Raw genomic sequence first — 23361 nt, 5'->3', positions numbered from 1 at the left:
CCTTTCAGATTTTTATATTATTTAATACCGCTTCTTGCAGCGCCCTCAACAATTTGCTGTTGGAAGAATAAATAAATCAGAATAACTGGAATAGTTACTAGAGTTAATGCTGCCATAATATGGCTTGTAAAAATATTGTAAGTATCACTAAAAATAGCATTTAAGGCGACTTGTATTGGCATAAGCTGAGATTTTGAAAGCGCCATAACAGGCCATAAGAAGTCGTTCCAAGAAGCTAAAAAAGTTATAATGCCGATCGTTATATAAATAGGTTTGCTAACCGGGAAAACAATTTTGAAAAATAAACCGAAATGGCCTAACCCATCAATCCTGGCTGCTTCAGATAATTCCTCGGGAAATGATAAAAAGTATTGTCTAAATAAAAAGATATTCATAACATTGGTTACAAAAGGAAGCAGATAGCCTGCTATTGTATTCACAAGTTTTAATCTAAATACCACAAGATAAAGTGGCAGGATCGTTGCTTCAATGGGTACAATCATTAAAGCAATAATCAAGATTAAGATTGCATTTTTAAACGGAAAATTAAATTTTGCCAAGGCGTAGCCTGCGAGTGAATTAATTAAAAGCCCTAGTAAAACAGTTGCAGATGCATAAAATAAACTATTGAGCATATTTCTAAAAACGTTATACATACTAAGTAGTTCCTGATAAGGTTTAAGTGTCAGGTCGTTAGTTCTTGGGATAAAGGCATAGATAGATCCAATATCTCTATAAATATGTTCATCGATTTTGAATGAGGATACAATCATCCAGATCAGCGGAAAAATAAAAACTAAAGAAATCAAGATGATCATTAAATAAAACGGTATTTTGAGTAAGTTTGACCTTTTCATGTTATTCCTCCTTGAGGACTTTCTTGATAATAATAGAAACTAATACTAAAAATATTGTAAAAACAAGTGTAACAGCACTTGCATAGCCGGTATTACGATGTCTAAAACCATACTCATAAATATATTGCAAAATAGTCATTGTAGAGTAGTCAGGGCCTCCGCCTGTCATAACCATCGGCTGTACAATAAGCTTAAAAGCTTGTATGGTTGTTGTAATAATTAAAAACATACTTATAGGTCTTAAGTTTGGAACCGTAATATGCGTAAATTTCTTAAAAGTATTGGCGCCATCGATCGATGCCGCTTCATATAAAGCTGAATCGATGTTTTTTAAACCTGCAAGAAAAATGAGCATCTGATACCCACAGCCTGACCAAGCAGAGATGAGAACGATGGTAGGCATGGCCTGGGTTTTGCTTGTTAAAAATAATTGTTTAGGGATACCGAAGTTAGCAAGAATCTGATTAATGATTCCTGAAGAAGGATTGAGCATAACAGACCAAAGTATTGAAATAACAACTAAAGACAAAACTGCAGGTGAAAAAAATGCCATTCTGAAATAACTGTTAATCTTCAACTTTTTATTAACTATAAGCGCAAGGCCTAATGCCATTCCAAGCTGAATAGGCACAACAAGTACAACGAAATAAAGGGTATTTATAAATGTCTTATGCAGAAGCTGATCATTTAACATACGTATAAAATTATTAATACCAATAAAAGCTTTTTCATTAGGCTTTAGCAAATAGTAATCAGTAAAGCCATAGATAAAGGCCAGGATAATGGGCTGTATGACAAAAATAAAGACTAAAAATAATGCCGGTAAAAGAAATGCATAGGCAGTTAGGGTCTCGCTTAAGGAATATTTACTTTTTTTGAATGAACTTTCCATATAGACACTCCTCTTAGTTTTGCTAGTTAGTTTTAAAAATAGAGTGCAAATACTCTAAAAGATGATTGCACTCTATTTCTTATTATCTAAATAGATTATTTTTTATACTTTTCAAATTCATAGTTGAGTTTTTTGATTGCTTCATCAGCATATTGTTTTAATGTTGCTTGGTCACTTACTTTGTTTTGTGCTGCTTTAAGAATAATATCTCTTGCAAATGTTTCGGATAAGTAAGGATAACCTACAGAAATAGGACGTGCTTTATTTGTATTTTCTACTTGGTATTTAAGAACAGACCATGCTTCATTGTGATATGGATTGTCAGTATTCGTATCAATAACAGCTACTGAATTTTTGCGGCCTGGAATGGCGCCGTTCGCTTTGTAGTATGCTGCAGCAGCTTCATCATCTGTCAGCCATGCCATTACATCGGCAACTTGTTTAGCTTTTTCAGAATTTTTATCGATACTTCCAGATCTTACAAAAGCCCAGCTACCAGAAGGTGTGTAATTAGAAGTATTGTTAAGATCCATTTTTGGATATCTTACAGAACGGAATTTTAAGCTTGGGTAATTGCTGGTTAAGTCTGTTATATACCAAAAGCCTGCAACAGCCATTGCAGATTTTCCATTATGAAAGCTTTTTTCGGGTTCTATTGCAATAGAGTAATCATTAGCAAAAAACGCGGCAAATTGAGTTAAAGCATCTAGTGTTTCGGGACTATTTAAATAACCTTCAACGCTAAGACCATCTTCAGCTACAACCTGACCACCATTTGACCAAATCATTGGTAAGAGATAGTACATAGCTATTTCATAAGCACCTTTTGGAATATCACTTGTCAGGAAGTCTACAACTAATTCGAGTTTTTTGATAGCCTCTTTATCTTTGGTTTCGGGATTTGTTCGAAGTGCATTAACAGCTTCAGTTACTTTATAGAAGTCTTCCCATGTCCAATCTTCATCAGCGGTTGGGATTAATGCCTTTACATCATCAGGCAACTCACTTATGACATCTTCGTTGTACATAACCACAACGCCAGAGTCTTGATAGCCAAGAGCATATAGTTTGCCATCTACTGTACCTTGTTCAAGCATTGCGTCTGTAAAACCATTCTTAAAATCATCGCTTAAAAGGCCATCTAATTCTCCTACAACACCTGCTTCAACGTATGAGGCAACATCTGGTCCATCTAAAGTAAAAATATCAGGGACTTGATCAGAGGTAATAGCTGCATTTAACTTGTCTATGTAGCCAGAGCCGGAACCTGCACGGGTAAAGTTTTGAATTTCTACAGGCAGTTTGTCAGGATTAGAAGCGTTATAAGATGCTATTCTATCGGCAAACATTTTTCCTTCTGGGTGGTCTGGCGCAGCCTGTGTCCACACCACAATTTTATCATCTTTTTTGGCTTCCGTACTACCACATCCTACAGCTATCATACTAATAGCTAAGCTTAATAATAATGCAATTCCCTTTTTCATCTAAGATATCCTCCTTTTATAATTACATATTAGGTTTGAAATGAAGTTCTGATAAATACAGTATTACTGTTTATATCTTAAGAATAAAAACTGTGAATACGTATTCATAAATAAATTGTAATTTACAAAAGGTTAATTGTCAATAAAAAAATAAACAATCATAAATAAATTTATAAAAATATAATGTGCAATAATAACAAAAAAATACGATTCTATTCACAAATAAGTTGTAATCATTTATAATTGAATTAAAAGCATATGAGAATAATTATGAAATCTTATATGAATTCGTATTCAGAAATGGGTGAAGAAATGAAAATGACAATGAAGGATATCGCGAAACTCGCTAATGTTTCACAAGCTACTGTATCTAGGGTAATTAATGGCAATCCAAACGTGAATAAAGAAGCAGCTAAACGCGTTTTTAAGATAATAGAAGAGGTAGGATTTAAACCTAATAGGACGGCGCAGACTCTTAAGAATAATGCATCTTTCCTTACTGGGGTAAGTGTAATTGATATTTCAAATCCATATTTTATGGATCTTATTGAGGCATTAGAATATGAAAGTAGACAGCATGGCTATAATATTATTATCCATAACAGTAATCATAATGTACTTACAGAATGGGATAATATACAAAATTTTATGGCGAGACAGGTAGATGGGATTCTTTTAGTACCCACTACTTCACATAACTTATCTGCTTTAAAAAAGCTCGAAGTACCAACGGTGATTATTACTCAAATAAAAGATGAGTTCGATAGTGTAGCCGTTTCTCATAAACAAGGCGTAAAGCTAGTAGCTGAGCACTTAATTAGCCAGGGACATCATAAGTTAGGGTATATAGGTCCTATGCATGATGAAAGGCTGCTATTTTTTAAAGAAGCCATTTTTAATAATGGGTTATGCCTTAGAGATGAAAATATTATTGAGCTTGGAAGTGATTCAAATTCTCAATACAGCATTCGTCAAGATATAATTAAATATTTAGACACTCATGAAAAACTAGATTTTACAGCAGTATTTGGTTTTAATGATGTAGGCGCATTTGAATTTATGAAATTAATGAATGAACGCCAGATTAAAGTACCGGAAGATATAGCAGTTGTTGGGTTTGATGATACTATTTTATCCAAGTCTCTTTCTATTTCTAGTGTACATCAGCCCATTCGAGATATGATGCAAATGGCATTTAGCATTTTGCAAAAGCGTATTAAGGGAGAAATAGAAGAAACGCCTATTAAAATTGAGCTAGAACCAAGTTTGATCATAAGAAATAGTTCTAAATAATTAATAGAATATTTTTAGAATTTAAAGTTGATTTTTTAATAGTCAGATGGTATTATTATTACAAAATAATAGTTTGAAAATTTTACATTGTTCAATATAGTTTTAATATATAGCGACATTTTTACCTCGTTGAAAAGAGTTGGATACTATGAACAAGTTTCTTATATTGGGCACCTTGGGACTTGGGAGTTAATGGTGCAACCTGCCAGCAATTAATCATTTAATTGTTGGCTTTTTTATGTGGATTCAAAAAGATCATAACTTTAATAAATGAATGAGGCTAAGGAGGAAATTTTTAATGAAAGTTTTGATTGTAGATGACTCAGCTTTTTCACGTGCAACATCAGGTAATTTAATTAAAGAGTTTTTAGGTGAGGCAGATATTTTTTTTGCAAATGACGGGCAGGATGGATTTGAAGTATATAAAAGAATAAAACCTCATTATACGTTTGTAGATTTACTTATGCCCAATATAAATGGCCAAGACATGATCAAACTTATAAAAGAATATAATAGTAGTGCTAAAATATTTGTTATCTCTGCAGATGTTCAAAAATACGTAAAGGAAGAAATAGCACAGTATAATATTATGGCGTTTATTAATAAGCCTTTTAATGAAGAAAAAGCAAAAATGGTATGTGATATAATAAGGGAAGATTTCAAATGAACGAAAAAATAGTAAGAGCAGACATACTCAAAGAGTTATTTAACATAGGTGTGGGCAAATCAGCAGCGATGCTTTCAGAAATAATTGATAAAAAAATATTGCTTAACGTACCTGATCTTAAAATAATAGGTATTGAAGAAGATGCAGAAGCATTATATGATTATATTAATAATGCGTTTGAAGGGGCACTCATGGTATCTTCTATTTCTTTTGAAGAAGAATTAGCAGGCAAAGCGAGTTTGATTTTTCCCGCAGATAAAATGAGGCGTTTTATCAATCTTTGTTTACATGAGGAAAATACAAATACATCCTGCGGCATAAAGTTTACAGATATAGACTTTGATATTATAAAAGAAGTAGGCAATATTATTTTAAATGCCATTATTGGGGAAATTGGTAATTATGTTAATATGAAATTTAGTTATACACTTCCTGAAATTAATATTCTTAGTAATAAACATATAGATAAAATGATTATAAATGAAGAATATGCTTATGTTTTAATCCTGTACATAACTTTCAATATAGAAGATTCAGAACTTGAAGGGGCTATTATTATTAACTTGGCGCTCAGTACCCTAGATCAAATATTTAAAAAGATCTGTATGAAAGAAGATGATTTAAATGGATAGCATATTAGAAGATGCACTCAATTGTATTAACGAGGGCATAGTCATACTCAATGAAGATTTAGAGGTTTTGTATTTAAACAATTATATGTTGTTTTTAACACATAAAAGTGCGGATGAAATGTTAAATAAGAATCTTTACGAAGTTTTACCAAAACTGAATAAAGATTTTTTTAGGCGGTCTATACAAGGGGTTATAGAAAATGGCTGTAAATTATTTTTTTCGGCAGCACTTCATAAGAATGTTATTAATGCGAACTATAAGCTTAATTTAAAGATAAGCAAAGTAGAAAAAGCAGGGAAAAGTGTTATTCTTCTTGAATTTATTGATGTAACGAATCAAATATTTCGTATTAAGCAGTTAAAAGATTATGTTGAGCAGCTTCATACGCTTAATAACGAGTTAAAAGAAAAAGAAAAAGTAATTAAGAAATTAGCATATTATGATAAGCTCACAGGCGTTGCTAATAGAACGTTATTCTATGAATTTAGTGAAAAAATGTTGGATCATGCAAAAAGAAATAATGAATTACTTGGAATCATGTTTATAGATGTTAATAAGTTTAAATATATTAATGATACTCATGGTCATGAAGTAGGAGACCGAGTACTCATGCAAGTTGCCAATATGCTTAAAGAAGCAACAAGAAAGAGTGACATAGTTGCCAGATATGGCGGAGATGAGTTTTTGATTTTACTGCCTAATATAAAAAGTTATGAGAATTATAATCGGATCGTTTCAAGAATTATTCATACTAAAAATCATATAGTCGAGAATAATGGAGAAGCGATCAATATCTCATTAAGTATAGGGGCAAGCTTTTATCCAACTGATGGAGATACAATTGACACATTAATAGTAAAGGCTGATAAAGCTATGTACGTTGCTAAAAAAACACATGGAGAAAATAATTCGTTTTATGATGAACATAAGGTCGAAGCGGCCTATTAATAGGTGAAGGTGATAGGGGATGCGGCTGAATGAACCTAAAAGAAAATTCATATACTAAAGCTGTGAGATGCTTAAAGGGGAGGTAGAACGGCGTGCTTATAGAATTATCTCAGAATTTATTTAATAAGTTAGGTATTATCGTTCTAGCGGCTTTTATGCTTTCAAAATCTGATTTTTTTAAACATTATCTTTTAAAAGAAAAATTGGCTTTAAGAGATAAATTGCTTTTTTCGTTAATTTTTGGGCTTGTTGGGATTATAGGGACTTACTGGGGTGTTCCGGTTAATGATGCTATTGCTAACTCGCGCTCTATAGGGGTTGTTGTAGCTGGACTTTTTGGCGGACCAGCTATAGGGATTGGCGCGGGACTTATTGCTGGGATTCATCGTATGGTTATACCGGCAGGGAGATTTACGGCGATAGCATGTGGCATTTCAACTATATTGGGGGGAGTCATAGCTGGCTATTTTAAAAGATATGTGGATGCAAAACCCAATAAATGGTTGTGGGGATTTATTATAGCCGCATGGATTGAGACGATACAGATGCTGGTTATCTTGCTTATTTCAAGGCCTTTTGAGCAGGCGCTTAATTTAGTGCAGCTCATTTTTTTGCCGATGACGTTCATTAATGCTTTAGGAACAGCGGCATTTATTCTGCTTATCCAACAGATCTATGAAGAAAATGAAAGGGCTGGTGCAGTTAAAGCACAATTAGCTCTTAGTATTGCAACTAATACATTACCCATCTTAAGAAATGGTTTAAATAAAAAATCTTGCAAAACGGCAGCAAAAATTATTTGTGACGCTACGGGCGTAGATGCTGTGGCTTTTACAAATACGGAAATTATACTTGCACATATTGGTGTTGGAGATGACCATCATAAAAGTGGCAGCGCTATCCGGACAAGCATTACTCAGAAGGCCATAGACCAGAAGCAGTATATGATTGCGCAGGATAAAGTGAGCATTGAATGTGAGAATCCATCCTGTAAATTAAAAGCTGCCATTGTGGTGCCGCTGCTTATGAAAGATAATATTATAGGCACTTTAAAACTTTATAAATGTTTAGAAAACAGCATTACTTCTTCGGACATAGAACTTGCAAAAGGGCTTGGGCACCTCTTTTCTACACAGCTGGAGCTTAGTCAAATATTTTATCAAAAAGAATTATTAAATAAAGCTGAACTTAGAGCGCTTCAAGCACAAATTCAACCTCATTTTCTCTTTAATGCACTTAATACAATTGTTTCTTTCTGCAGAACAGATGCGCTTAAAGCAAGAGAATTATTAATGCAGCTTAGTTATTATTTAAGGACAAGCTTTAAAACAACAGGAGAGTTTATCCCTCTGGCACAAGAATTTAAGCACATTGAAAGTTACTTGAGCATCGAACAGGCGAGGTTTTCCGAAAGGCTGGAAGTGGTATTAGATGTTGAGGCGGATATTGAGTGTCAAGTACCGCCGCTTATCTTGCAGCCGATAGTTGAAAATGCACTTAAACATGGGCTGATGGCAACTAAAAAAGGCGGAAGGCTGGAAATACATGCTTACAAAAAAGAGGAAACTGTGTATGTGAAAATTAAAGATAATGGTATTGGTATGAGTGAGGAGCAAATACAAGCAATATTAAAAGGTAATGATCTAGACTCGGGTATTGGTATTAGGAATGTGAATAATCGTCTTAAAAGTATTTATGGGACATCTCTTGTGATTGAAAGTCAACCAAGTTTTGGGACCTGTATTACTATAATCTTTCCTCAAGGGGGGCAAATAGATGATCAAAGTCATAGTGGTAGATGATGAAAAACCTGCAGTAGATGAACTGGTGTATATGCTTAAAGCCTATGAGGAGGTAGAGATAGCCGGTGCTTTTACAGATCCTGCTGAGGCATTGGATTTTATTAGAAAAACATCTGTAGATGTTGTTTTTTTGGATATTTCCATGCCGGAGATAGATGGGTTCATGTTGGCGGAGGTGCTTATAAAATTAACTTCTCCGCCGCTTATTGTATTTGCTACAGCATATGATGAGTATGCTGTACAAGCTTTTGAAATTCACGCCATTGACTATGTGCTAAAACCTCTTACAGAAGGTCGTTTGTTAAAAACGATAAACCGTATAACCAAGCAGCTTCAGCAAAAAAAATCTGATATGGCACCTATTCGGGATATGCTTAATACTACACAAAATCCTAAAAGATATAATAAATTACCAGTATGGAAAAATGATCGGATTTACCTGATTGATAAGCATGATATTTTATTTTGCACAACAAATGAGAGTGAAACAGCTATAGTCACCCTAAAAGAGCGTTTTATAACATCAGATACCTTGGCAGATCTTGAAAACCAATTAGATGACAAGGTTTTCTTCCGTTGTCATAGGAGTTATATCATTAGATTAGAGGCTGTCTCAGAAATTATACCTTGGTTTAACAATACATATGCTGTTAAATTTCAAGGGTGTAAAGAGGAAGTACCTATCAGTAGGCGCAATACTAAACTCTTCAAAACATTAATGTGTATTAAATAGTAACAAATGATTAGGTGTAGGGCGTAACCGTTTAGTGATAAATGACTACCTTTAGCCTGGCGATTTTCGCACTTTGGTGTTAAAATCACCAAAATGTTTAGACGTGTTATATGATAGAGACATATTAACAATCCAAACATTCAAGGAGGGGTATTATGATTTCTTTTATACTTTCGATTATTGCTCTCATCTTAGGTTATGTGTTTTATGGTAAGGTAGTAGAAAAAATATTTGGCATGGATGATGGCAGAGCGACACCGGCTACTTCAATGGCAGATGGGGTAGATTTTGTGCCAGTTAAAACTGGAAATGCGTTTCTCATTCAGTTCCTTAATATAGCGGGACTTGGGCCTATTTTTGGAGCTGTAGCTGGAGCTTATTGGGGGCCATCGGCTTTCTTGTGGATTGTACTAGGCTCAATATTTGCTGGGGCAACCCATGATTACTTTGCGGGTATGCTATCAGTGCGCCACAGTGGTGAAACGGTTGGAGAAATTGTAGGACATTATCTTGGTACATCAGCGAAAAATGTTATGCGTTTATTCTCTGTTGTGTTACTTATCCTAGTAGGGGTTGTTTTTGTCAACGGACCGGCAGATTTACTGCAAAATATGACAGGCATACCAAAAATGGGTTGGGTAGCAATCATTATAGCATATTATTTATTAGCTACAGTATTACCTATAGATAAACTTATTACGAAGGTTTATCCGATATTTGGAGCTTCTTTACTTATTATGGCAGTGGGGATTATTTTAGGGATATTCTTTAAAGGTTATACGATTCCTGAAATTCAGTTTACTAATTTACATCCATCAGGTAAGGGGATTTTCCCATATCTTTTTATCACCATTGCTTGCGGAGCTATTAGTGGGTTTCATGCAACACAATCACCTATAATGGCGCGTTGTATTTCTAAAGAAAGTCAAGGGCGTAAAGTATTCTATGGTGCTATGATTACAGAAGGCGTTATTGCCTTAATATGGGCAGCAGCAGCTATGGCATTCTTTGGTACGACTAAAGCGTTATCGGAAGCTGGAGCACCAGCGGTTGTAGTTAATACGATTTCAGTATCACTTCTAGGTGGGTTTGGGGGCATCTTAGCACTGCTTGGCGTTGTTGCCTGTCCTATAACATCTGGTGATACAGCATTTAGAAGTGCACGTCTTGCAATTGCAGATGCACTCAAATTTAAACAAGCAAAAGTTAGCAGCCGTTTCGTTATTGCTATACCACTTTTTGTAATAGGTGTTGCCTTATGCTTTATCGATTTTGCGATAATTTGGAGATACTTTGCTTGGGCTAACCAGACACTCGCAATGGTTATGTTATGGGCAGCTGCAAGTTATTTAGTACAAAATAAACGTTTTCATTATATTTGTTCAGTACCAGCAGCTTTTATGACAGCGGTTACTACGACTTATATCATCGTTGCACCAGAAGGGTTAAAGTTATCTGAAGGTATTGGTTATCCAGTAGGTATTATAACAGCGGTTGCAGCATTTGTATTCTTTATGTATAAAGCTGCAAAGGCAAAACAAACATTAATAAATGAAAAGGTTGAAAATATCTAAAATTTTAACAACAAAAAAACTATCTGAACTCTTTAAATAGAAGAGTCAGATAGTTTTTTTATACAATTTTCTAAGATTTCTATACCTTGTTGTATAGCATCAATATTACAAGCGGCAAAACTAAGTCGGATATATCTGTCTTTTAAGTGATCAAGGTGAGAAAAGAAAATGGGAGACGGCATAATAAGAACCCCAGCCTTATAACATGTTTCGTATAAAATCTCAGCAGATAAAGAAGGCGGCAGACGAAGCCAAAAACATAGTCCGCCATCTGGTTTTTCAAACTGAATACCATAGGCCTTAAGGGACTCAAGTTTACTCAGCATGTATTCATACTTACCTCTATAGATTTCTTGCATATAATGAATATGTTCATGCCATTTGCCCTTTGAAAAATAGAGTTCTAAAGCTCTTTGCATAAGACCCGAAGAAGAAATATCAGTTGTTGCTTTAGTCTTAGTAAAATCTTCTAAAAGTTTCTCAGGAATAATTAAAAATCCCATACGAAGTCCTGGCATTAAGAGTTTAGAAAAACTCTTAAGATAGATCACTCTATCATCCTGATCTAATGCTTTGAGACTTGGGGTGTTTTGACTGCCATAGCAGAGCTCGTACATAGAATCTTCTTCTAGGATAAAGAAGTTATATTTAATAGAAAGACTAAGAAGGCCTAAAAGTGTTTCCTTGCTATAACAAATAGTTGTAGGATTTTGATATTTAGGCATGACATAAACTATTTTTGGCTTGCAGATTTTAATCTTCTTTTCAAGTTCAATAAGGTTAATACCTTCTTTGCCGAGAGTAACAGGGACAGTGCGACAGCCTCTGGATTTAAAGACCTCAAGAGCACCATTATAAGTTGGGTTTTCTGTAATGACAGTATCGCCAGCGTACAATAAACTCTTAGCAATAATATCAATACCTTGCTGTGCACCAGATACAATTTGAATGCATAAAGGAGAGGTCTTCAGGTTATAAGTATTTTTTAAAAACTCAGTAAGTACCTCACGAAGAGGTAAAAAGCCATTACTCTCCTGATAGCCAAAAGCAAAGCCCTTATCCCGGTCTATGACTTCTACTAAGTACTGTTTAAAGGTCTCAGTGGGAAAAATGCTAGGGTGAGGAGAAGCGCTTGAAAAGTCTATAAAAGACTCAGAAGATAGAGGAAGACTGGTTGCTGTAATGGGGGCTTTGACAGTTGATTGTTTAGAAATATAAAAACCGCTTCCGACTTTAGAAGTTATATAGCCAGACATTTCTAACTGCTTATAGGCATTAATGACTGTAACACTATTTACTCCGAGTGCCTTTGCAAAAGTTCGAATAGGTGGAAGCTTCTCACCAAAAGAGAGCTCATTTGTAATAATAAGTTCTTTAAGGTGATGAAAAAGCTGGGCATATAGGGGTTCTGTGCTTGTATGATCAAAGTTCAGAGGTTCAATTTTCATATGAGTTTTCTCCTTGTTGGATATAGGGACTGCTATATAAAGGGTGATAAGGTATTTATTAATAAAAAATATTCATTAAGTGAATTAAAAGTCGAATTGTTGGCTATAATCCATATAGAATTATTAGGATACAATGAGTATAAAAGAGTTATACTTCTTTGTAAAGAGATATCTCGGTGCTTAATTGGCAGAGTGGCATACACTGGCCAATAAAATATAAGATAGCAAAAAGTGTAGCGGCAACCCATGGTAAGGACATAAGAAAGTCACTTTTTTAATTGGAGAAAGTGGCTTTTTTATATATAAAATTATGAAATGATAACAAGAAGAAAGGGATGAATTAATATGGGAGATAAAAATCCTAACAAACCACCAAAAAAGAAAAAAATATCAGTTAGTGAGACTAGCACAATAGCAGCAGCTACAGATTCAGTTGGGAATTCATCATCTAACAAGAAGAAATAAAGTTGCAAGGGATGAGAGGGGTAAGCGTATACCCCTCTTTTTTGTATAAATTACATAGAGAATAATCTGTAAAGTTATAATGATAAATCTAAGAATTTGTAAAAAAATAATAAAGCATATCAAAAAGTAAAAAATAAGTGGTATTATAAAATAAGATGTTTTTGAAAGTTAACCTTATTAGGAGGAATAGATGGAACGCTTTAATCAGTTGATAAAAGATGAGGGATACTTATCTTATTTAAATAAAAATAGTGAGTGTGAAAAAACGCGGATATTTTGCAAACATGATTATGAGCATTTTTGGGATGTGGCAAGAATTGCTTATATGTTGGTTTTAGAAAATAGGTATCCAAAGGTTTCAAAAGAAATTATTTATACTTGTGCTTTCTTACACGATATTGGCAGGTGGCAGGAGTATACTTTGGGAATCCCTCATGAACAGGCCTCGTGGGAGCTGGCACGTCCGCTTCTAGAGAAATATCATTTTAGCACAGAAGAACAGCAAGAAATCTCACAAGGTATTTTAGGCCACCGCAAAGGATCTGAAGATATTTTAGGAGAACTTATGTATCACAGTGACAAGCTTTCACGCAGATGTTATGACTGCAAAGCCCATAGTCAGTGTCATTGGCCTATCCAAAATAGAAATATGACGATTATTTATTAATAAGAGAAGGAGATCGAACAATGCTTATTGGGAATAAAGAATTTGATTTAGATAGAAGGACCTATATTATGGGGATTTTAAATGTTACCCCTGATTCTTTCTCAGATGGAGGAAGGTTTAATACTTTAGATACTGCTGCAAGTCGCGTGGATGCGTTGCTGCAAGAAGGTGCTGATATTATAGACATTGGCGGAGAATCTACAAGACCCAATCATACACCTGTAGAGGAAAATGAGGAAATACAAAGAGTTGTACCCATTATCAAAAGGATTAGAGAAAAATTTGACTGCCCCATATCTATTGATACATATAAAGCAAAGGTGGCCGAAAAGGCACTACTGGCAGGGGCTGATATTATCAATGATGTGTGGGGATTTAAAAAGGATAACGATCTGGCAAGAGTGGCGGCTCAGTTTAATGTGCCCTGTATTTTGATGCATAATAGACAAGAAGCAAACTATAAAACTTTTATAGAAGATATGAAGGCTGACCTTATGGAATCTATTGAGATAGCCTATAAGGCAGGTGTTAAAAAGGAAAATATTATTTTAGATCCAGGTATTGGCTTTGCAAAAACCTATGAGCAAAACTTACAGGCCATGAAAGAATTAGAACAGATCTGCAATATGGGATTTCCGGTGCTTTTGGGGACTTCGAGAAAATCTATGATTGGTTTAACCCTTGATCTGCCAGTTGGGGAGAGGTTAGAAGGTACAATTGCAACGACGGTTATGGGTATCATGAAGGGATGTAAGTTTATAAGAGTCCATGATGTGGAGGCTAATAAAAGAGCGGCAGTAATGACTGATGCTATGATAAGAGGGGTTAAGAGTAATGGATAAAATTTATATACAAAACTTAGAAGTATTTGCGCATCATGGCGTATTCGAAGAGGAGAAAAGACTTGGACAAAAGTTTCTTATTTCAATGGTTCTTACACTTGATTTAAGGTCAGCAGCCCTGAGCGGAGATTTAAAGCAAAGTGTTCATTATGGAGAATTATGTGAAGGCGTAGAGGCGTTTTTTAAAGAAACGAGCTATGATCTTATTGAAACTGCAGCTGAAAAAACAGCTGAATTTGTTTTGCAGAAATATCCTGGTTTGCAGAGTATCAAGCTCACTATTAAAAAGCCTTGGGCACCTATTTTAAAGAGCGTAGACTACGTGGCAGTAGAAATCACTAGAGGGTGGCACACCGCCTATATTGGATTAGGTTCTAATATAGGGGATAAGGAAGCGAATTTAAAGGAAGCACTCAAACACCTTGCGCATCATCCAAGTATCAGAGGGGTAAGATGTTCCTCTTTTATAGAAACAGAGCCTTGGGGCTATCTTAATCAGGAGAAATTTTTAAATGCTGCCACAGAGCTACGTACCTTACTAACACCCAAAGAGCTGATGGGAGAGCTTCTAAGGATTGAGCAATTATTAAAGCGTGAACGTACCATTAAATGGGGGCCGCGTACAATTGATTTAGACCTCTTATTATATGATGATCTTGTGACACATGAGGACTACGTTACTGTACCGCATCCTAGAATAGAAGAAAGGGCCTTTGTGCTTGAGCCCCTATGTGAGCTTGCGCCTATGGTCATACATCCCCTTCTGGGAACAAGATTATTTCAGCTTCTTGAAGCGTTAAAAAAATAATAGATCAAATTTAGCTTCTAAGACATACTATCTCTCTATATAGCACATGATAGAAAGTAAATGCTTATAATTTTGGAGAGTAGATGATGCGTAAATTCAATTTGAAGCTGTACCTTTTAATCTTTTTATTTACTTTTGTTTTAATCTATCCTGTTTATTCGAAAGAGCCTTTAATTTATGATGTTTTGGTAATCGGGGGTGAGCCCGAAGGGATAAGTGCCGCTGTAAGTGCCAGCCGAAGAGGGGCTAAGGTTATTTTACTTGATACAAGAGCTTATGTTGGAGGGCTCTATACTTCGGGTATGCTCAGTATGCTGGATATGAACTATAAGGCTTCAGATACTTATCAAACAGTCAATGAAGGCTTTTTCAAGGAGTTTTATGATGATGTTGCCAGAGATGCCAATATAGATATTGAAACCACCAAGGCATATTTTGCAGACTTACTAGAAGGCGAAAGTGTAACAACGGAGCTTAATGCTTCGTGTATTTCCCCCATAAAGAATCAAAGTAATGCAATCATTGGAGCAACTTATGTGAAAGATGGTCTATGTAAAACGATTCGTGCCAAGGTTTTTATAGATGCAAGCAGAGATGCCGAGTTTGCAAGGAATGCTGGCGTATCCTACAGAGTAGGACGACAAGAGTTGGGGGTGCATAATGACTATGCAGCAGCAACTCTTGTGTTTTCTGTAAAAGGAGTAGATTGGGATAAGGTTAGAGAGCATTTAAACAGCGACGACTCTATTTATACAGGAGCCAATAGAAAAGCAGCTTGGGGCTATTCCAATATGCTTAAGTATCGCGCCTTACCTAAACAATTTCAATTAAGAGGGCTTAATCTTTCACTACAGGATGACGGATCTGTAGTTATTAATGCGCTTCAAGTGTTTCATACCGACTCCTTGGACCATGATAGCATTCAACAGAATTATAAAAAGGCTATCAAACAGCTGCCACGTATTGTTAGACTATTGCGAGCTCATGCAGTTGGGTTTGAAGAGGCTAGATTGTATCGCTATGCAGATGAGTTATATATTCGTGAAGGTGTAAGAATTATTGGAGAGTATACTTTAACAGGGGAAGATGCTTTTAATAATGTTGACTTTGAAAACAAGATTGCTTATGCGAGCTACCCTATAGATTTGCAGGCTACACATAAAGACTCCTTTGGAGGATGTACTTTAGCTGCAATGAATATCTATTCAATTCCTATTACAGTTATGGTTCCTAAAATCATAGATAATCTCCTTGTAGTAGGCCGCTCAGCGAGTTTCGACCCCGTTGTTCATGGCAGTGCACGTACTGTGCCTGCAGGTATGGCCCTTGGCCAAGCTGCAGGCACTTTAGCAGCTTATAGTATCCAGCATTCTCTTCTTGTAAGGGCCTGTAGTCTAGATCATAACCACGTAAACAATATCCAATCCATGCTGATAGCAGATGGCGTTAAGTTGGATACAGTGATTAAATCTTCTCAGCCAGAAAAGGGCAGCTGGGCCTATCCATATATGGTAGGGCTTAGAAAAAAAGCCTTTTTATCTATGGAATATAAGTGTAAAAATAACTATAGATGTAACCGGCTAGCAACCTTTGGAACGGTATCACGTATACTGACACTGGTAAGTTCACATTCTCATATCAAGATCCGTAGGATACGTCCACCAAAGGAACCTATGGCTGTACTCACACCTTGTAAAATGGTTAATGTTGCAAATGATCTGCTGGGTACTCATTATAAAACACTCTCTGACTTATACAATGCAAAGATCATTGATGAAAAAACGTTTAAGCACCTGCGTCATAAGTCATATCTATTAAATGAGGATGTCTATGCTATGATGTATCATATTATCTGGCATGCGGCTTTCTCTTAAGTGTCGTCCCTATTTTATAGGTTGTAGTAAATAGTGTTTAAACACCTTCATTTATGTTAATATTAAAAGAGTATAAAATGGATAAATGAGGTAAAGTGATGAATGCATTAACTATTTTACAAAAATACTATGGCTATCGTTCTTTTAGAACGGGCCAGCAAGAACTTATAGATCATATTTTACAAGGAACTGACACCATTGGGATTTTGCCCACTGGCGGAGGGAAATCCTTGTGTTATCAGATACCAGCCTTACTCTTAGAAGGCATCACCCTTGTTATTTCTCCGCTTATTTCTCTGATGAAAGATCAAGTAGATACACTTAAAGAATATGGCATACAAGCAGAGCTTATAAACAGCAGCCTTAGTCATACGGAGTTTAGAGAAGTTATTCAAAATGCAAAACAAGGGGCTTATAAGCTGCTTTATATAGCACCTGAACGTCTAGAAACAGATAGTTTTATAGAACTTATGGAGCTTTTGCCTGTAAGTCTTGTGGCAGTAGATGAAGCACATTGCGTTTCTCAGTGGGGACATGACTTTAGACCGAGTTACAGACGTATTGCAAAGATGATACAGCTTCTGCCTAAAAGGCCTATTGTGGCAGCGTTTACGGCGACGGCTACTGAAATGGTTAAAGAAGATATTATCAATCTGCTTAATCTTAAAAAGCCTTTTGAGTTTATAGGCAGTTTTGACAGGCCTAATTTATACTTTGAAGTAAGAAAACCAAAAAGTAAGTTTGAAGATTTAAAAACTTATATCACTGAAAGCGCGGGGCAAAGTGGTATTATTTACTGCGCTACCCGAAAAACAGTCGATGAAGTATGTGGTAAATTAAATGCTGCAGGGGTACCAGCCACAAAGTATCATGCAGGACTTGGAGAAGGAGAACGTTCAGAAAATCAAGAAGAATTCTTGTATGATAGAGCGCCTATTATGGTAGCGACCAATGCCTTTGGCATGGGTATAGATAAACCTAATGTAAGATTTGTCGTGCACTATAATATGCCTAAAAACATGGAGAGCTACTACCAGGAGGCGGGAAGAGCAGGCCGGGATGGGGAAGAGGCTAAATGTATTTTACTCTTTAGTACTCAAGATATTATGACCAATAGGTTTCTTATAGAAAACGGAGGATTTGGTATAGATCATAGTGCAGAGTACCAAAAACTTAACGGGATGGTAGATTACTGTAACACAGAAGGCTGCCTTAGAAGTGCTATTCTCACATACTTTGGACAAGAAGCTATAGATGGAGGCTGTGATAACTGCGGAAGCTGTAATAATGAGACTGAGCAAACAGATATTACAATAGAAGCTCAAAAGATTATGAGCTGTACTAAAAGAATGAATGAGCAGTTTGGAAGTACGCTTGTTACAGATGTTTTAAAAGGTGCAAATACCCAGAAAATTAGGGATATGAGATTTAATCTGCTCCCCACCTATGGGATTATGAAAGATTACAGTAAGGAAACCATTAAGGAGATTATCTCTTTTTTGATTGCTGGAGGCTACTTGGCACTGGTTGGGGACCAATACCCTATTTTAAGACTGACACTTAAAAGCTATGAAGTCCTAAAAGGGCAGCAAAAAGTAGCCATAAGGAGAATTTTGACTCCTGAGCAGCCAGTTGTGCATGCTGAAACAAGCATTAAACAAGATTTATTTAATCGTTTAAGACAGGTAAGAGCACAGATTGCAAAAGAGCACCAAGTACAGCCTTTTATGATCTTTCCAGATACTACGCTTAAAGATATGTGCAAAAAGTATCCGAGTAACAAAGAAAAAATGCTCCAGGTAACAGGGGTTGGGGAGCACAAATTAGAAAAGTATGGTGATCTTTTTATAGAAGCTATTGTAAGTTATATGAGCGAAAACAATATCCTAGAGCAAGATATAGAGTCATTGGAGCAAGAGATAAGTAAAGCTTCTAAACAAACCACAAAAACCGGATCAAAAGATAGTCATAAGCAGACGTATACCCTCTATAAAGAAGGTATGAATATAAGTGAAATAGCTAAAGAAAGAAACCTAACACCTATGACGGTAGAAAATCACTTATTAAAGTGTTTTGAGGAAGGCCTTGACCTAGATTATGGTGAATTTATCCCAGCGCCTTATGAAGAGCAGATTGCAGCAGCTATAGAAAAGTGTGGTACAGAGCTTTTAAAACCCATTAAAGAAGCACTCCCAGAAGAAGTGAGCTATACAGCTATCAAGTTTGCGCTTTGTAAATACAAATATAATGGGTTATAAGATAAGTTTTATAAATGAGACGCCATTAAAACAATAATAATACCTGGACTAGCCTATTTAGCTAGTAAAGCTGGCGAGTGAAACGATATATAAGTATAGGACGGTCTATTTGATAAGATAACATCAAATAAACTGTCCTATTGATCTATTAGCCTACTGCATTATCTGTCAGTGGTTTGGAATCAAAACTTCCGTCGTAACCATCTGGGAAGTATATAATAACTGCTGCCATTCTATTTTCACCGACTAAGCGGACTACGTATGCGGAGCCGTCAGATAACTCGGATACTACGGTTACCCCAGTTTGTGGGTCTGAGAATGCTACCTTGCTGCTGGTTATTGTAACACTTTCTGGGATTAACTTTGAAATTTCCTGAACTGCTTTATTTTTCCATTCTGGGCTTTCTAGATCTTTATTATTCTCATCCCTAAAATGGAGGTGGTAAAAACCTGCACGAAGTATTGTACCATTCACAGAATCTACGGAGACATGATAACTCTTTGAACTCTCGGCTTTATTAGGAGAACTAAATGATATTCCCCAAATATCGGAGTTTGGAACAGGGCTTCTTGAGAAACTTGCTTCAGCGGTGTAACCTGTTAAATCTACTCCATAGGCCTTTTTAAGTACGGCGGCAGCATAGGAGGCAGCCTGCTTAGCTGAAATATCTTTTTCACCTGGAATCATATTGGCTATAGTAGCATTGTATTTTTCTTCGATCTGCTCAGGTGTAATATCTTTTATATAGCTTAATTTATCTTTGATTGCATCTTCGAGGGGGCGATCATGAGCTTTCTTAGATAGGTCAACAACGGAGTATGCCACAGTATCTTCAGTTATTGCAGATTGATTTTTACTATACGCTGTATCATGATTCGCATCGAGCACTATATTCGCCGAGGTACTTTTCGGTATATTATTGTTAAGAGCATAAACCATTAAGGAGTTGCTTCCCACTATCATAGAAGCAGCTGCAACAAATACCCATGTCTTTTTAACCATTATTTTAAGTTTTGCCATTTTTATAATCTCCTTTTAAATAAATGTAATGTAGTACTACAAATACATCATACATCGTTATAGATTACGGAGTTTTCAGCAGGTTGTAAAGAAGTTGTAAAAACAATTTGAACGCTGGTTCCTTTTTCTAAACAAGAGGAGATCTTTAACTGGGCACCATGCAGATGAGCAATCTCCCTGCAAAGGGACAAACCCAAACCTATCCCACCTGAACTACGCGAGCGTGCTTTGTCCACGCGATAAAAAGGTTCGCATACCAAAGCAGTCTGCTCCGCGTTCATACCACATCCAAAGTCCTTTACTTCAAGGATTGGGACGGTATCCAAATAAGCAGATAGCTGTATGGAAGAATTCTCGGCAGATGCTTTCACTGCATTGTCTACAAGGTTTACTAGTAGTGATTGAAGAAGGATGGAATCTCCCGCTAATTCATTCAATGAGGAATGAATATCAAGCTTGATAGATTTTTCTTTTAACTTCGGTGCTAATACTAAGCTTACCTGATGAAACAACTCAGAAGGTATTATTCTCTGAACATCTGGTTTACTATTTCTTATAAGAGCCAAATCGAGTAGTTTAAATGCCAAGTTTTGCATTCTATCAGTTTCACTAATAATATAAGCAGCTGCTTTTATGCGATTTTGCTCACTTGCATTAGCGTTTTGCAAATATTCCCCATAGCCACGAATCGCTGTAAGGGGTGTCCTCAGCTCATGGGCTAGGTTGTCCACGAGGCGCTGTTTATCTTGAGCGTTTTTATCAAGCTCAGTAATCTTTTCTTGTATGCTAGAAGCCATCTGATTGAAGTTTTCTGCTAAGTCATGGAACTCATCTTTGCCTGGGATGCTGATTCGGTCGTCGTATACGCCGCTAGAGATTTTACGAGTAGCTGTTTGCAGAATTCTTATAGGTTGAGTGAGTTGTCTTAAAAAAAGCAGCAATACCAATGTCAGAACTATCTCAACTGAGACACTGACCGTAATGAGATAGCGAATAAGTTGTGAGTGGGTATGATAGAGTTCAGATAGATCCCGAACATAAGTAAGGGTATAATCTTGGAGTTGCCCTTGGACCCTCCCGGAGATATATAAGTATCTTTTTCCGCTATTTGACAGAATCTGTAATTTAACAGCATTAGAATCTAATTCTTCATTACCTGTGCTGTATGGGACAGAAAAAGGGATATTTGTGAAAAGAAGCTCATTGGAGTGGTTCAGTTCTAGGAATACATCTTGTTTTCTATAGTAATTAGCATAGGACCGCATCACACTTTCCATAGAGACGGGCGGTATCTCAGCTTCTTCGCGGTAGTAATTACTGTTCATTGCTTCAAGAATACCATTCCTGATGAAGTGATATTCACCCAGTGCCCGATTCTTATCCCGTTGCATATTAAGGGAAAAGCTGTGTTTAGAAGTCAGGTATGAGCTGATATTGATGGATACAATGAAAATGATTAGAATGCCAATAAATGCTTTTTGCCAAAACTTCACTGGTCCACCTCCAATCGATACCCCATCTTATATACAGTTTTTATTCTGTTTTCCCAGTTTAACTTTTTGCGAAGTTTCTGAATGTGTACATCTACTGTTCTGGTCTCTCCGAAATAGTCATACTCCCAAGCCAATTTTAGAAGTTTTTCACGAGATAGTGCGATATTTTTATTTTTGATGAGTATTTCCAGTAATTCATATTCGCGAAGGGTAAGTTCGATTTTATCTCCGTTCACCGTAACTACTCTGCTTTCGAGATTTACGACAGTACTATCAAGAGAAAAAATATTTAATGATCGCTGGGTACGACGGAGTACGGCTTCGATACGGGCCAGCAATTCAATGGTTTCAAAGGGCTTTGCAATATAATCATCTGCACCTAGTTTTAATCCTTTGACTCTATCAGATAGATTACCCATGGCAGTGAGGAAAATTACAGGTATGTTCTTGGGAACATATTCCATGAGGGAAAAACCGTCTAGACCTGGAAGCATGATGTCTAGGATAATCAGAGAATAAGTATTCTGTTTTAAGCATTCAAGCGCCTCATTGCCTTCATATACCTGTGTGCTGGTATGGCCTACCAGCTCAAGATTCATAGCAATAAGGTCATTTATAGATTGCTCATCCTCGACGATGAGAATGTGTGCCATAAAACCACCTCCGTTCTTATTTTAGCACATATGGTAATTAACTAATGTAATAGAGTTGTAAATTCGATTTAATGAGTCCACAGTCTGATTAAAGGCGTAGCTCATAAATGACTGTGATTTTCATTGTAACCAAGTATTTACAATATATACAGAGTGATTAGCTAAAAGATAGATGTTGTGATAAATTAGGAATATTGCTGATGGATGCGTGGTAAAAACCGCAGTTACAATGATACGGTGAACCGTATTATTAATAGGGAGGTTTGAAGAAAGGTTATATTCTTTTATAGATATATCCAATAAGTGAAGTGTATTAAAATGAAGAATATAGTTAAAAGGCTGATAGTATGGAAGAGAATTAGCAGAGATTTTAAAGTCTACAAAATGGGCTAATTTTAAGAAGGTTATCGAAAAAGCAAAGATAGCCTGTGAAAATAGTAATATCAATATATTGGACCATTTTGCCGACATCGGCAAAATGGTTGAACTCGGATCAGGTTCAGCAAGAGAAGTGGACGATATGATGCTCTCTGGGTATGCTTGTTACCGGATTTATTATGGCAGACATCATTTAAGAAAAATATAAACATTAATACTAAGTGGATATACTATTTTCTTAACACTTATTATTACAAGAAGCATATTAGCAAGTTAGCAACTGGAACAAGTAAAAATATGCCTAATATCACTAAGGAAAACTTCTTGAATATAAAGGTAGCAGTTCCAAAGGTAGAACGGCAAGATAAAATAGTAGAAATAATTTTATCTTGGGATAAAGCAAAGCATAGTAGAGGGAGATTTTAGGGTTCGGAAGTTGCCTCTGGAGTGTTTCGTATAGAAAATCTTAGCAGTTTATTCAAATGGTTTTTAGGGAGACTGTTTGAGCAGCAATTATAAACTTTGTATATAAAGTTTATAATTCGCGAGTTTCGACCGTTCATTTGAAGAA

Annotated in this window: 21 protein-coding genes and 1 riboswitch; of the genes, 14 read left to right on the top strand and 7 right to left on the bottom strand. The window is 36.0% G+C overall.

Annotated elements, in window-relative coordinates; genetic code table 11:
* Positions 1–17: 17 nt before the first annotated feature.
* The 3 genes from BN3326_RS08075 to BN3326_RS08065 form a co-directional block, all read right to left on the bottom strand.
* The gene (locus tag BN3326_RS08075; RefSeq protein ID WP_069998676.1) at positions 18–857 is read right to left on the bottom strand and encodes a carbohydrate ABC transporter permease; all 840 of its coding nucleotides are present in this window, start codon (positions 855–857) and stop codon (positions 18–20) included.
* A gap of 1 nt (position 858) precedes the next feature.
* Positions 859–1749: a carbohydrate ABC transporter permease gene (locus BN3326_RS08070; RefSeq protein ID WP_069998675.1), complete on the bottom strand. Its 891-nt coding sequence runs from the start codon at positions 1747–1749 to the stop codon at positions 859–861.
* Positions 1750–1844: 95 nt separating this feature from the next.
* Positions 1845–3140 carry an extracellular solute-binding protein gene (locus BN3326_RS08065; protein ID WP_171903797.1) on the bottom strand — a complete coding sequence of 432 codons (1296 nt, stop codon included), beginning with the start codon at positions 3138–3140 and terminating at the stop codon, positions 1845–1847.
* A 375-nt stretch (positions 3141–3515) separates the two neighbouring features.
* Between BN3326_RS08065 and BN3326_RS08060 the strand changes: the two genes are divergently transcribed.
* From BN3326_RS08060 to BN3326_RS08030, 7 genes are all read left to right on the top strand, one after another.
* Entirely contained in the window at positions 3516–4526 is a 1011-nt protein-coding gene (locus BN3326_RS08060) for a LacI family DNA-binding transcriptional regulator (protein ID WP_207646324.1), read from the top strand.
* Positions 4527–4658: 132 nt separating this feature from the next.
* Positions 4659–4742, top strand: a riboswitch (cyclic di-GMP riboswitch).
* 82 nt (positions 4743–4824) lie between these two features.
* The gene (locus tag BN3326_RS08055) at positions 4825–5193 is read left to right on the top strand and encodes a response regulator transcription factor (RefSeq protein ID WP_069998672.1); all 369 of its coding nucleotides are present in this window, start codon (positions 4825–4827) and stop codon (positions 5191–5193) included.
* Positions 5190–5825, top strand: coding sequence for a chemotaxis protein CheC (locus tag BN3326_RS08050; RefSeq protein WP_069998671.1), 636 nt, complete (start codon positions 5190–5192; stop codon positions 5823–5825). The genes BN3326_RS08055 and BN3326_RS08050 overlap by 4 nt, the downstream gene beginning before the upstream one ends.
* A complete protein-coding gene (locus BN3326_RS08045) occupies positions 5818–6774 on the top strand; it encodes a diguanylate cyclase domain-containing protein (protein WP_069998670.1) in 957 nt (318 codons plus the stop codon). Before BN3326_RS08050 ends, BN3326_RS08045 begins: the two co-directional genes overlap by 8 nt.
* A gap of 92 nt (positions 6775–6866) precedes the next feature.
* Complete coding sequence (locus BN3326_RS08040) at positions 6867–8576, top strand: sensor histidine kinase (RefSeq protein WP_083258595.1); 1710 nt, start codon at positions 6867–6869, stop codon at positions 8574–8576.
* Positions 8551–9309: a LytR/AlgR family response regulator transcription factor gene (locus tag BN3326_RS08035; protein WP_069998669.1), complete on the top strand. Its 759-nt coding sequence runs from the start codon at positions 8551–8553 to the stop codon at positions 9307–9309. Before BN3326_RS08040 ends, BN3326_RS08035 begins: the two co-directional genes overlap by 26 nt.
* Positions 9310–9464: 155 nt before the next feature.
* A complete protein-coding gene (locus BN3326_RS08030; RefSeq protein ID WP_069998668.1) occupies positions 9465–10883 on the top strand; it encodes a carbon starvation CstA family protein in 1419 nt (472 codons plus the stop codon).
* Between the two features lie 32 nt (positions 10884–10915).
* On the opposite strand, the gene pdxR is transcribed toward BN3326_RS08030, so the two are convergent.
* Positions 10916–12331 carry a MocR-like pyridoxine biosynthesis transcription factor PdxR gene (gene pdxR / locus BN3326_RS08025; protein WP_069998667.1) on the bottom strand — a complete coding sequence of 472 codons (1416 nt, stop codon included), beginning with the start codon at positions 12329–12331 and terminating at the stop codon, positions 10916–10918.
* Positions 12332–12986: 655 nt separating this feature from the next.
* Here pdxR and BN3326_RS08015 point away from each other — a divergent pair.
* The 5 genes from BN3326_RS08015 (at position 12987) to recQ (ending at position 19245) form a co-directional block, all read left to right on the top strand.
* A complete protein-coding gene (locus BN3326_RS08015; protein WP_069998665.1) occupies positions 12987–13463 on the top strand; it encodes an HD domain-containing protein in 477 nt (158 codons plus the stop codon).
* Between the two features lie 20 nt (positions 13464–13483).
* Positions 13484–14305, top strand: coding sequence for a dihydropteroate synthase (gene folP, locus BN3326_RS08010; RefSeq protein ID WP_069998664.1), 822 nt, complete (start codon positions 13484–13486; stop codon positions 14303–14305).
* On the top strand, positions 14298–15113 hold the full coding sequence (folK, locus tag BN3326_RS08005) for a 2-amino-4-hydroxy-6-hydroxymethyldihydropteridine diphosphokinase (protein ID WP_069998663.1): 816 nt from the start codon (positions 14298–14300) through the stop codon (positions 15111–15113). Before folP ends, folK begins: the two co-directional genes overlap by 8 nt.
* A gap of 86 nt (positions 15114–15199) precedes the next feature.
* Positions 15200–16987 (top strand): FAD-dependent oxidoreductase, encoded by a 1788-nt coding sequence (locus BN3326_RS08000; protein WP_069998662.1) that lies wholly within the window; start codon positions 15200–15202, stop codon positions 16985–16987.
* Positions 16988–17085: 98 nt separating this feature from the next.
* Positions 17086–19245 (top strand): DNA helicase RecQ, encoded by a 2160-nt coding sequence (gene recQ / locus BN3326_RS07995; protein ID WP_069998661.1) that lies wholly within the window; start codon positions 17086–17088, stop codon positions 19243–19245.
* Between the two features lie 148 nt (positions 19246–19393).
* Here recQ and BN3326_RS07990 read toward each other — a convergent pair whose 3' ends face one another.
* The 3 genes from BN3326_RS07990 to BN3326_RS07980 are packed head-to-tail and all read right to left on the bottom strand — an operon-like array spanning position 19394 to position 22412.
* The gene (locus tag BN3326_RS07990) at positions 19394–20266 is read right to left on the bottom strand and encodes a hypothetical protein (protein ID WP_069998660.1); all 873 of its coding nucleotides are present in this window, start codon (positions 20264–20266) and stop codon (positions 19394–19396) included.
* A gap of 47 nt (positions 20267–20313) precedes the next feature.
* A complete protein-coding gene (locus tag BN3326_RS07985) occupies positions 20314–21759 on the bottom strand; it encodes a sensor histidine kinase (RefSeq protein WP_069998659.1) in 1446 nt (481 codons plus the stop codon).
* A complete protein-coding gene (locus BN3326_RS07980; protein ID WP_069998658.1) occupies positions 21756–22412 on the bottom strand; it encodes a response regulator transcription factor in 657 nt (218 codons plus the stop codon). The genes BN3326_RS07985 and BN3326_RS07980 overlap by 4 nt, the downstream gene beginning before the upstream one ends.
* 451 nt (positions 22413–22863) lie before the next feature.
* On the opposite strand from BN3326_RS07980, the gene BN3326_RS22540 reads away from it, so the two are divergent.
* A complete protein-coding gene (locus tag BN3326_RS22540; RefSeq protein WP_255363184.1) occupies positions 22864–22998 on the top strand; it encodes a hypothetical protein in 135 nt (44 codons plus the stop codon).
* Positions 22953–23216, top strand: a complete 264-nt coding sequence (locus BN3326_RS22880; protein WP_069998657.1) for a restriction endonuclease subunit S — start codon at positions 22953–22955, stop codon at positions 23214–23216. Before BN3326_RS22540 ends, BN3326_RS22880 begins: the two co-directional genes overlap by 46 nt.
* Positions 23217–23361: the final 145 nt, after the last annotated feature.

It is taken from the genome of Cellulosilyticum sp. I15G10I2 (genome assembly GCF_900095725.1).
GTDB lineage: Bacteria > Bacillota > Clostridia > Lachnospirales > Cellulosilyticaceae > FMMP01.
Note: the sequence above shows the minus strand (reverse complement) of the source record. Positions and strands in the feature narration are given on the sequence as shown.

Coding starts and splice junctions, on each gene's coding strand:
- BN3326_RS07980 (WP_069998658.1), bottom strand. CDS start 22,412: ATGGCACACATTCTCATCGTCGAGGATGAGCAATCTATAAATGACCTT.
- BN3326_RS08045 (WP_069998670.1), top strand. CDS start 5,818: ATGGATAGCATATTAGAAGATGCACTCAATTGTATTAACGAGGGCATA.
- recQ (WP_069998661.1), top strand. CDS start 17,086: ATGAATGCATTAACTATTTTACAAAAATACTATGGCTATCGTTCTTTT.
- BN3326_RS08070 (WP_069998675.1), bottom strand. CDS start 1,749: ATGGAAAGTTCATTCAAAAAAAGTAAATATTCCTTAAGCGAGACCCTA.
- BN3326_RS07990 (WP_069998660.1), bottom strand. CDS start 20,266: ATGGCAAAACTTAAAATAATGGTTAAAAAGACATGGGTATTTGTTGCA.
- BN3326_RS08035 (WP_069998669.1), top strand. CDS start 8,551: ATGATCAAAGTCATAGTGGTAGATGATGAAAAACCTGCAGTAGATGAA.
- BN3326_RS08000 (WP_069998662.1), top strand. CDS start 15,200: ATGCGTAAATTCAATTTGAAGCTGTACCTTTTAATCTTTTTATTTACT.
- BN3326_RS08015 (WP_069998665.1), top strand. CDS start 12,987: ATGGAACGCTTTAATCAGTTGATAAAAGATGAGGGATACTTATCTTAT.
- BN3326_RS08055 (WP_069998672.1), top strand. CDS start 4,825: ATGAAAGTTTTGATTGTAGATGACTCAGCTTTTTCACGTGCAACATCA.
- BN3326_RS08050 (WP_069998671.1), top strand. CDS start 5,190: ATGAACGAAAAAATAGTAAGAGCAGACATACTCAAAGAGTTATTTAAC.
- BN3326_RS08030 (WP_069998668.1), top strand. CDS start 9,465: ATGATTTCTTTTATACTTTCGATTATTGCTCTCATCTTAGGTTATGTG.
- folK (WP_069998663.1), top strand. CDS start 14,298: ATGGATAAAATTTATATACAAAACTTAGAAGTATTTGCGCATCATGGC.
- pdxR (WP_069998667.1), bottom strand. CDS start 12,331: ATGAAAATTGAACCTCTGAACTTTGATCATACAAGCACAGAACCCCTA.
- BN3326_RS08075 (WP_069998676.1), bottom strand. CDS start 857: ATGAAAAGGTCAAACTTACTCAAAATACCGTTTTATTTAATGATCATC.
- BN3326_RS08060 (WP_207646324.1), top strand. CDS start 3,516: ATGAATTCGTATTCAGAAATGGGTGAAGAAATGAAAATGACAATGAAG.
- folP (WP_069998664.1), top strand. CDS start 13,484: ATGCTTATTGGGAATAAAGAATTTGATTTAGATAGAAGGACCTATATT.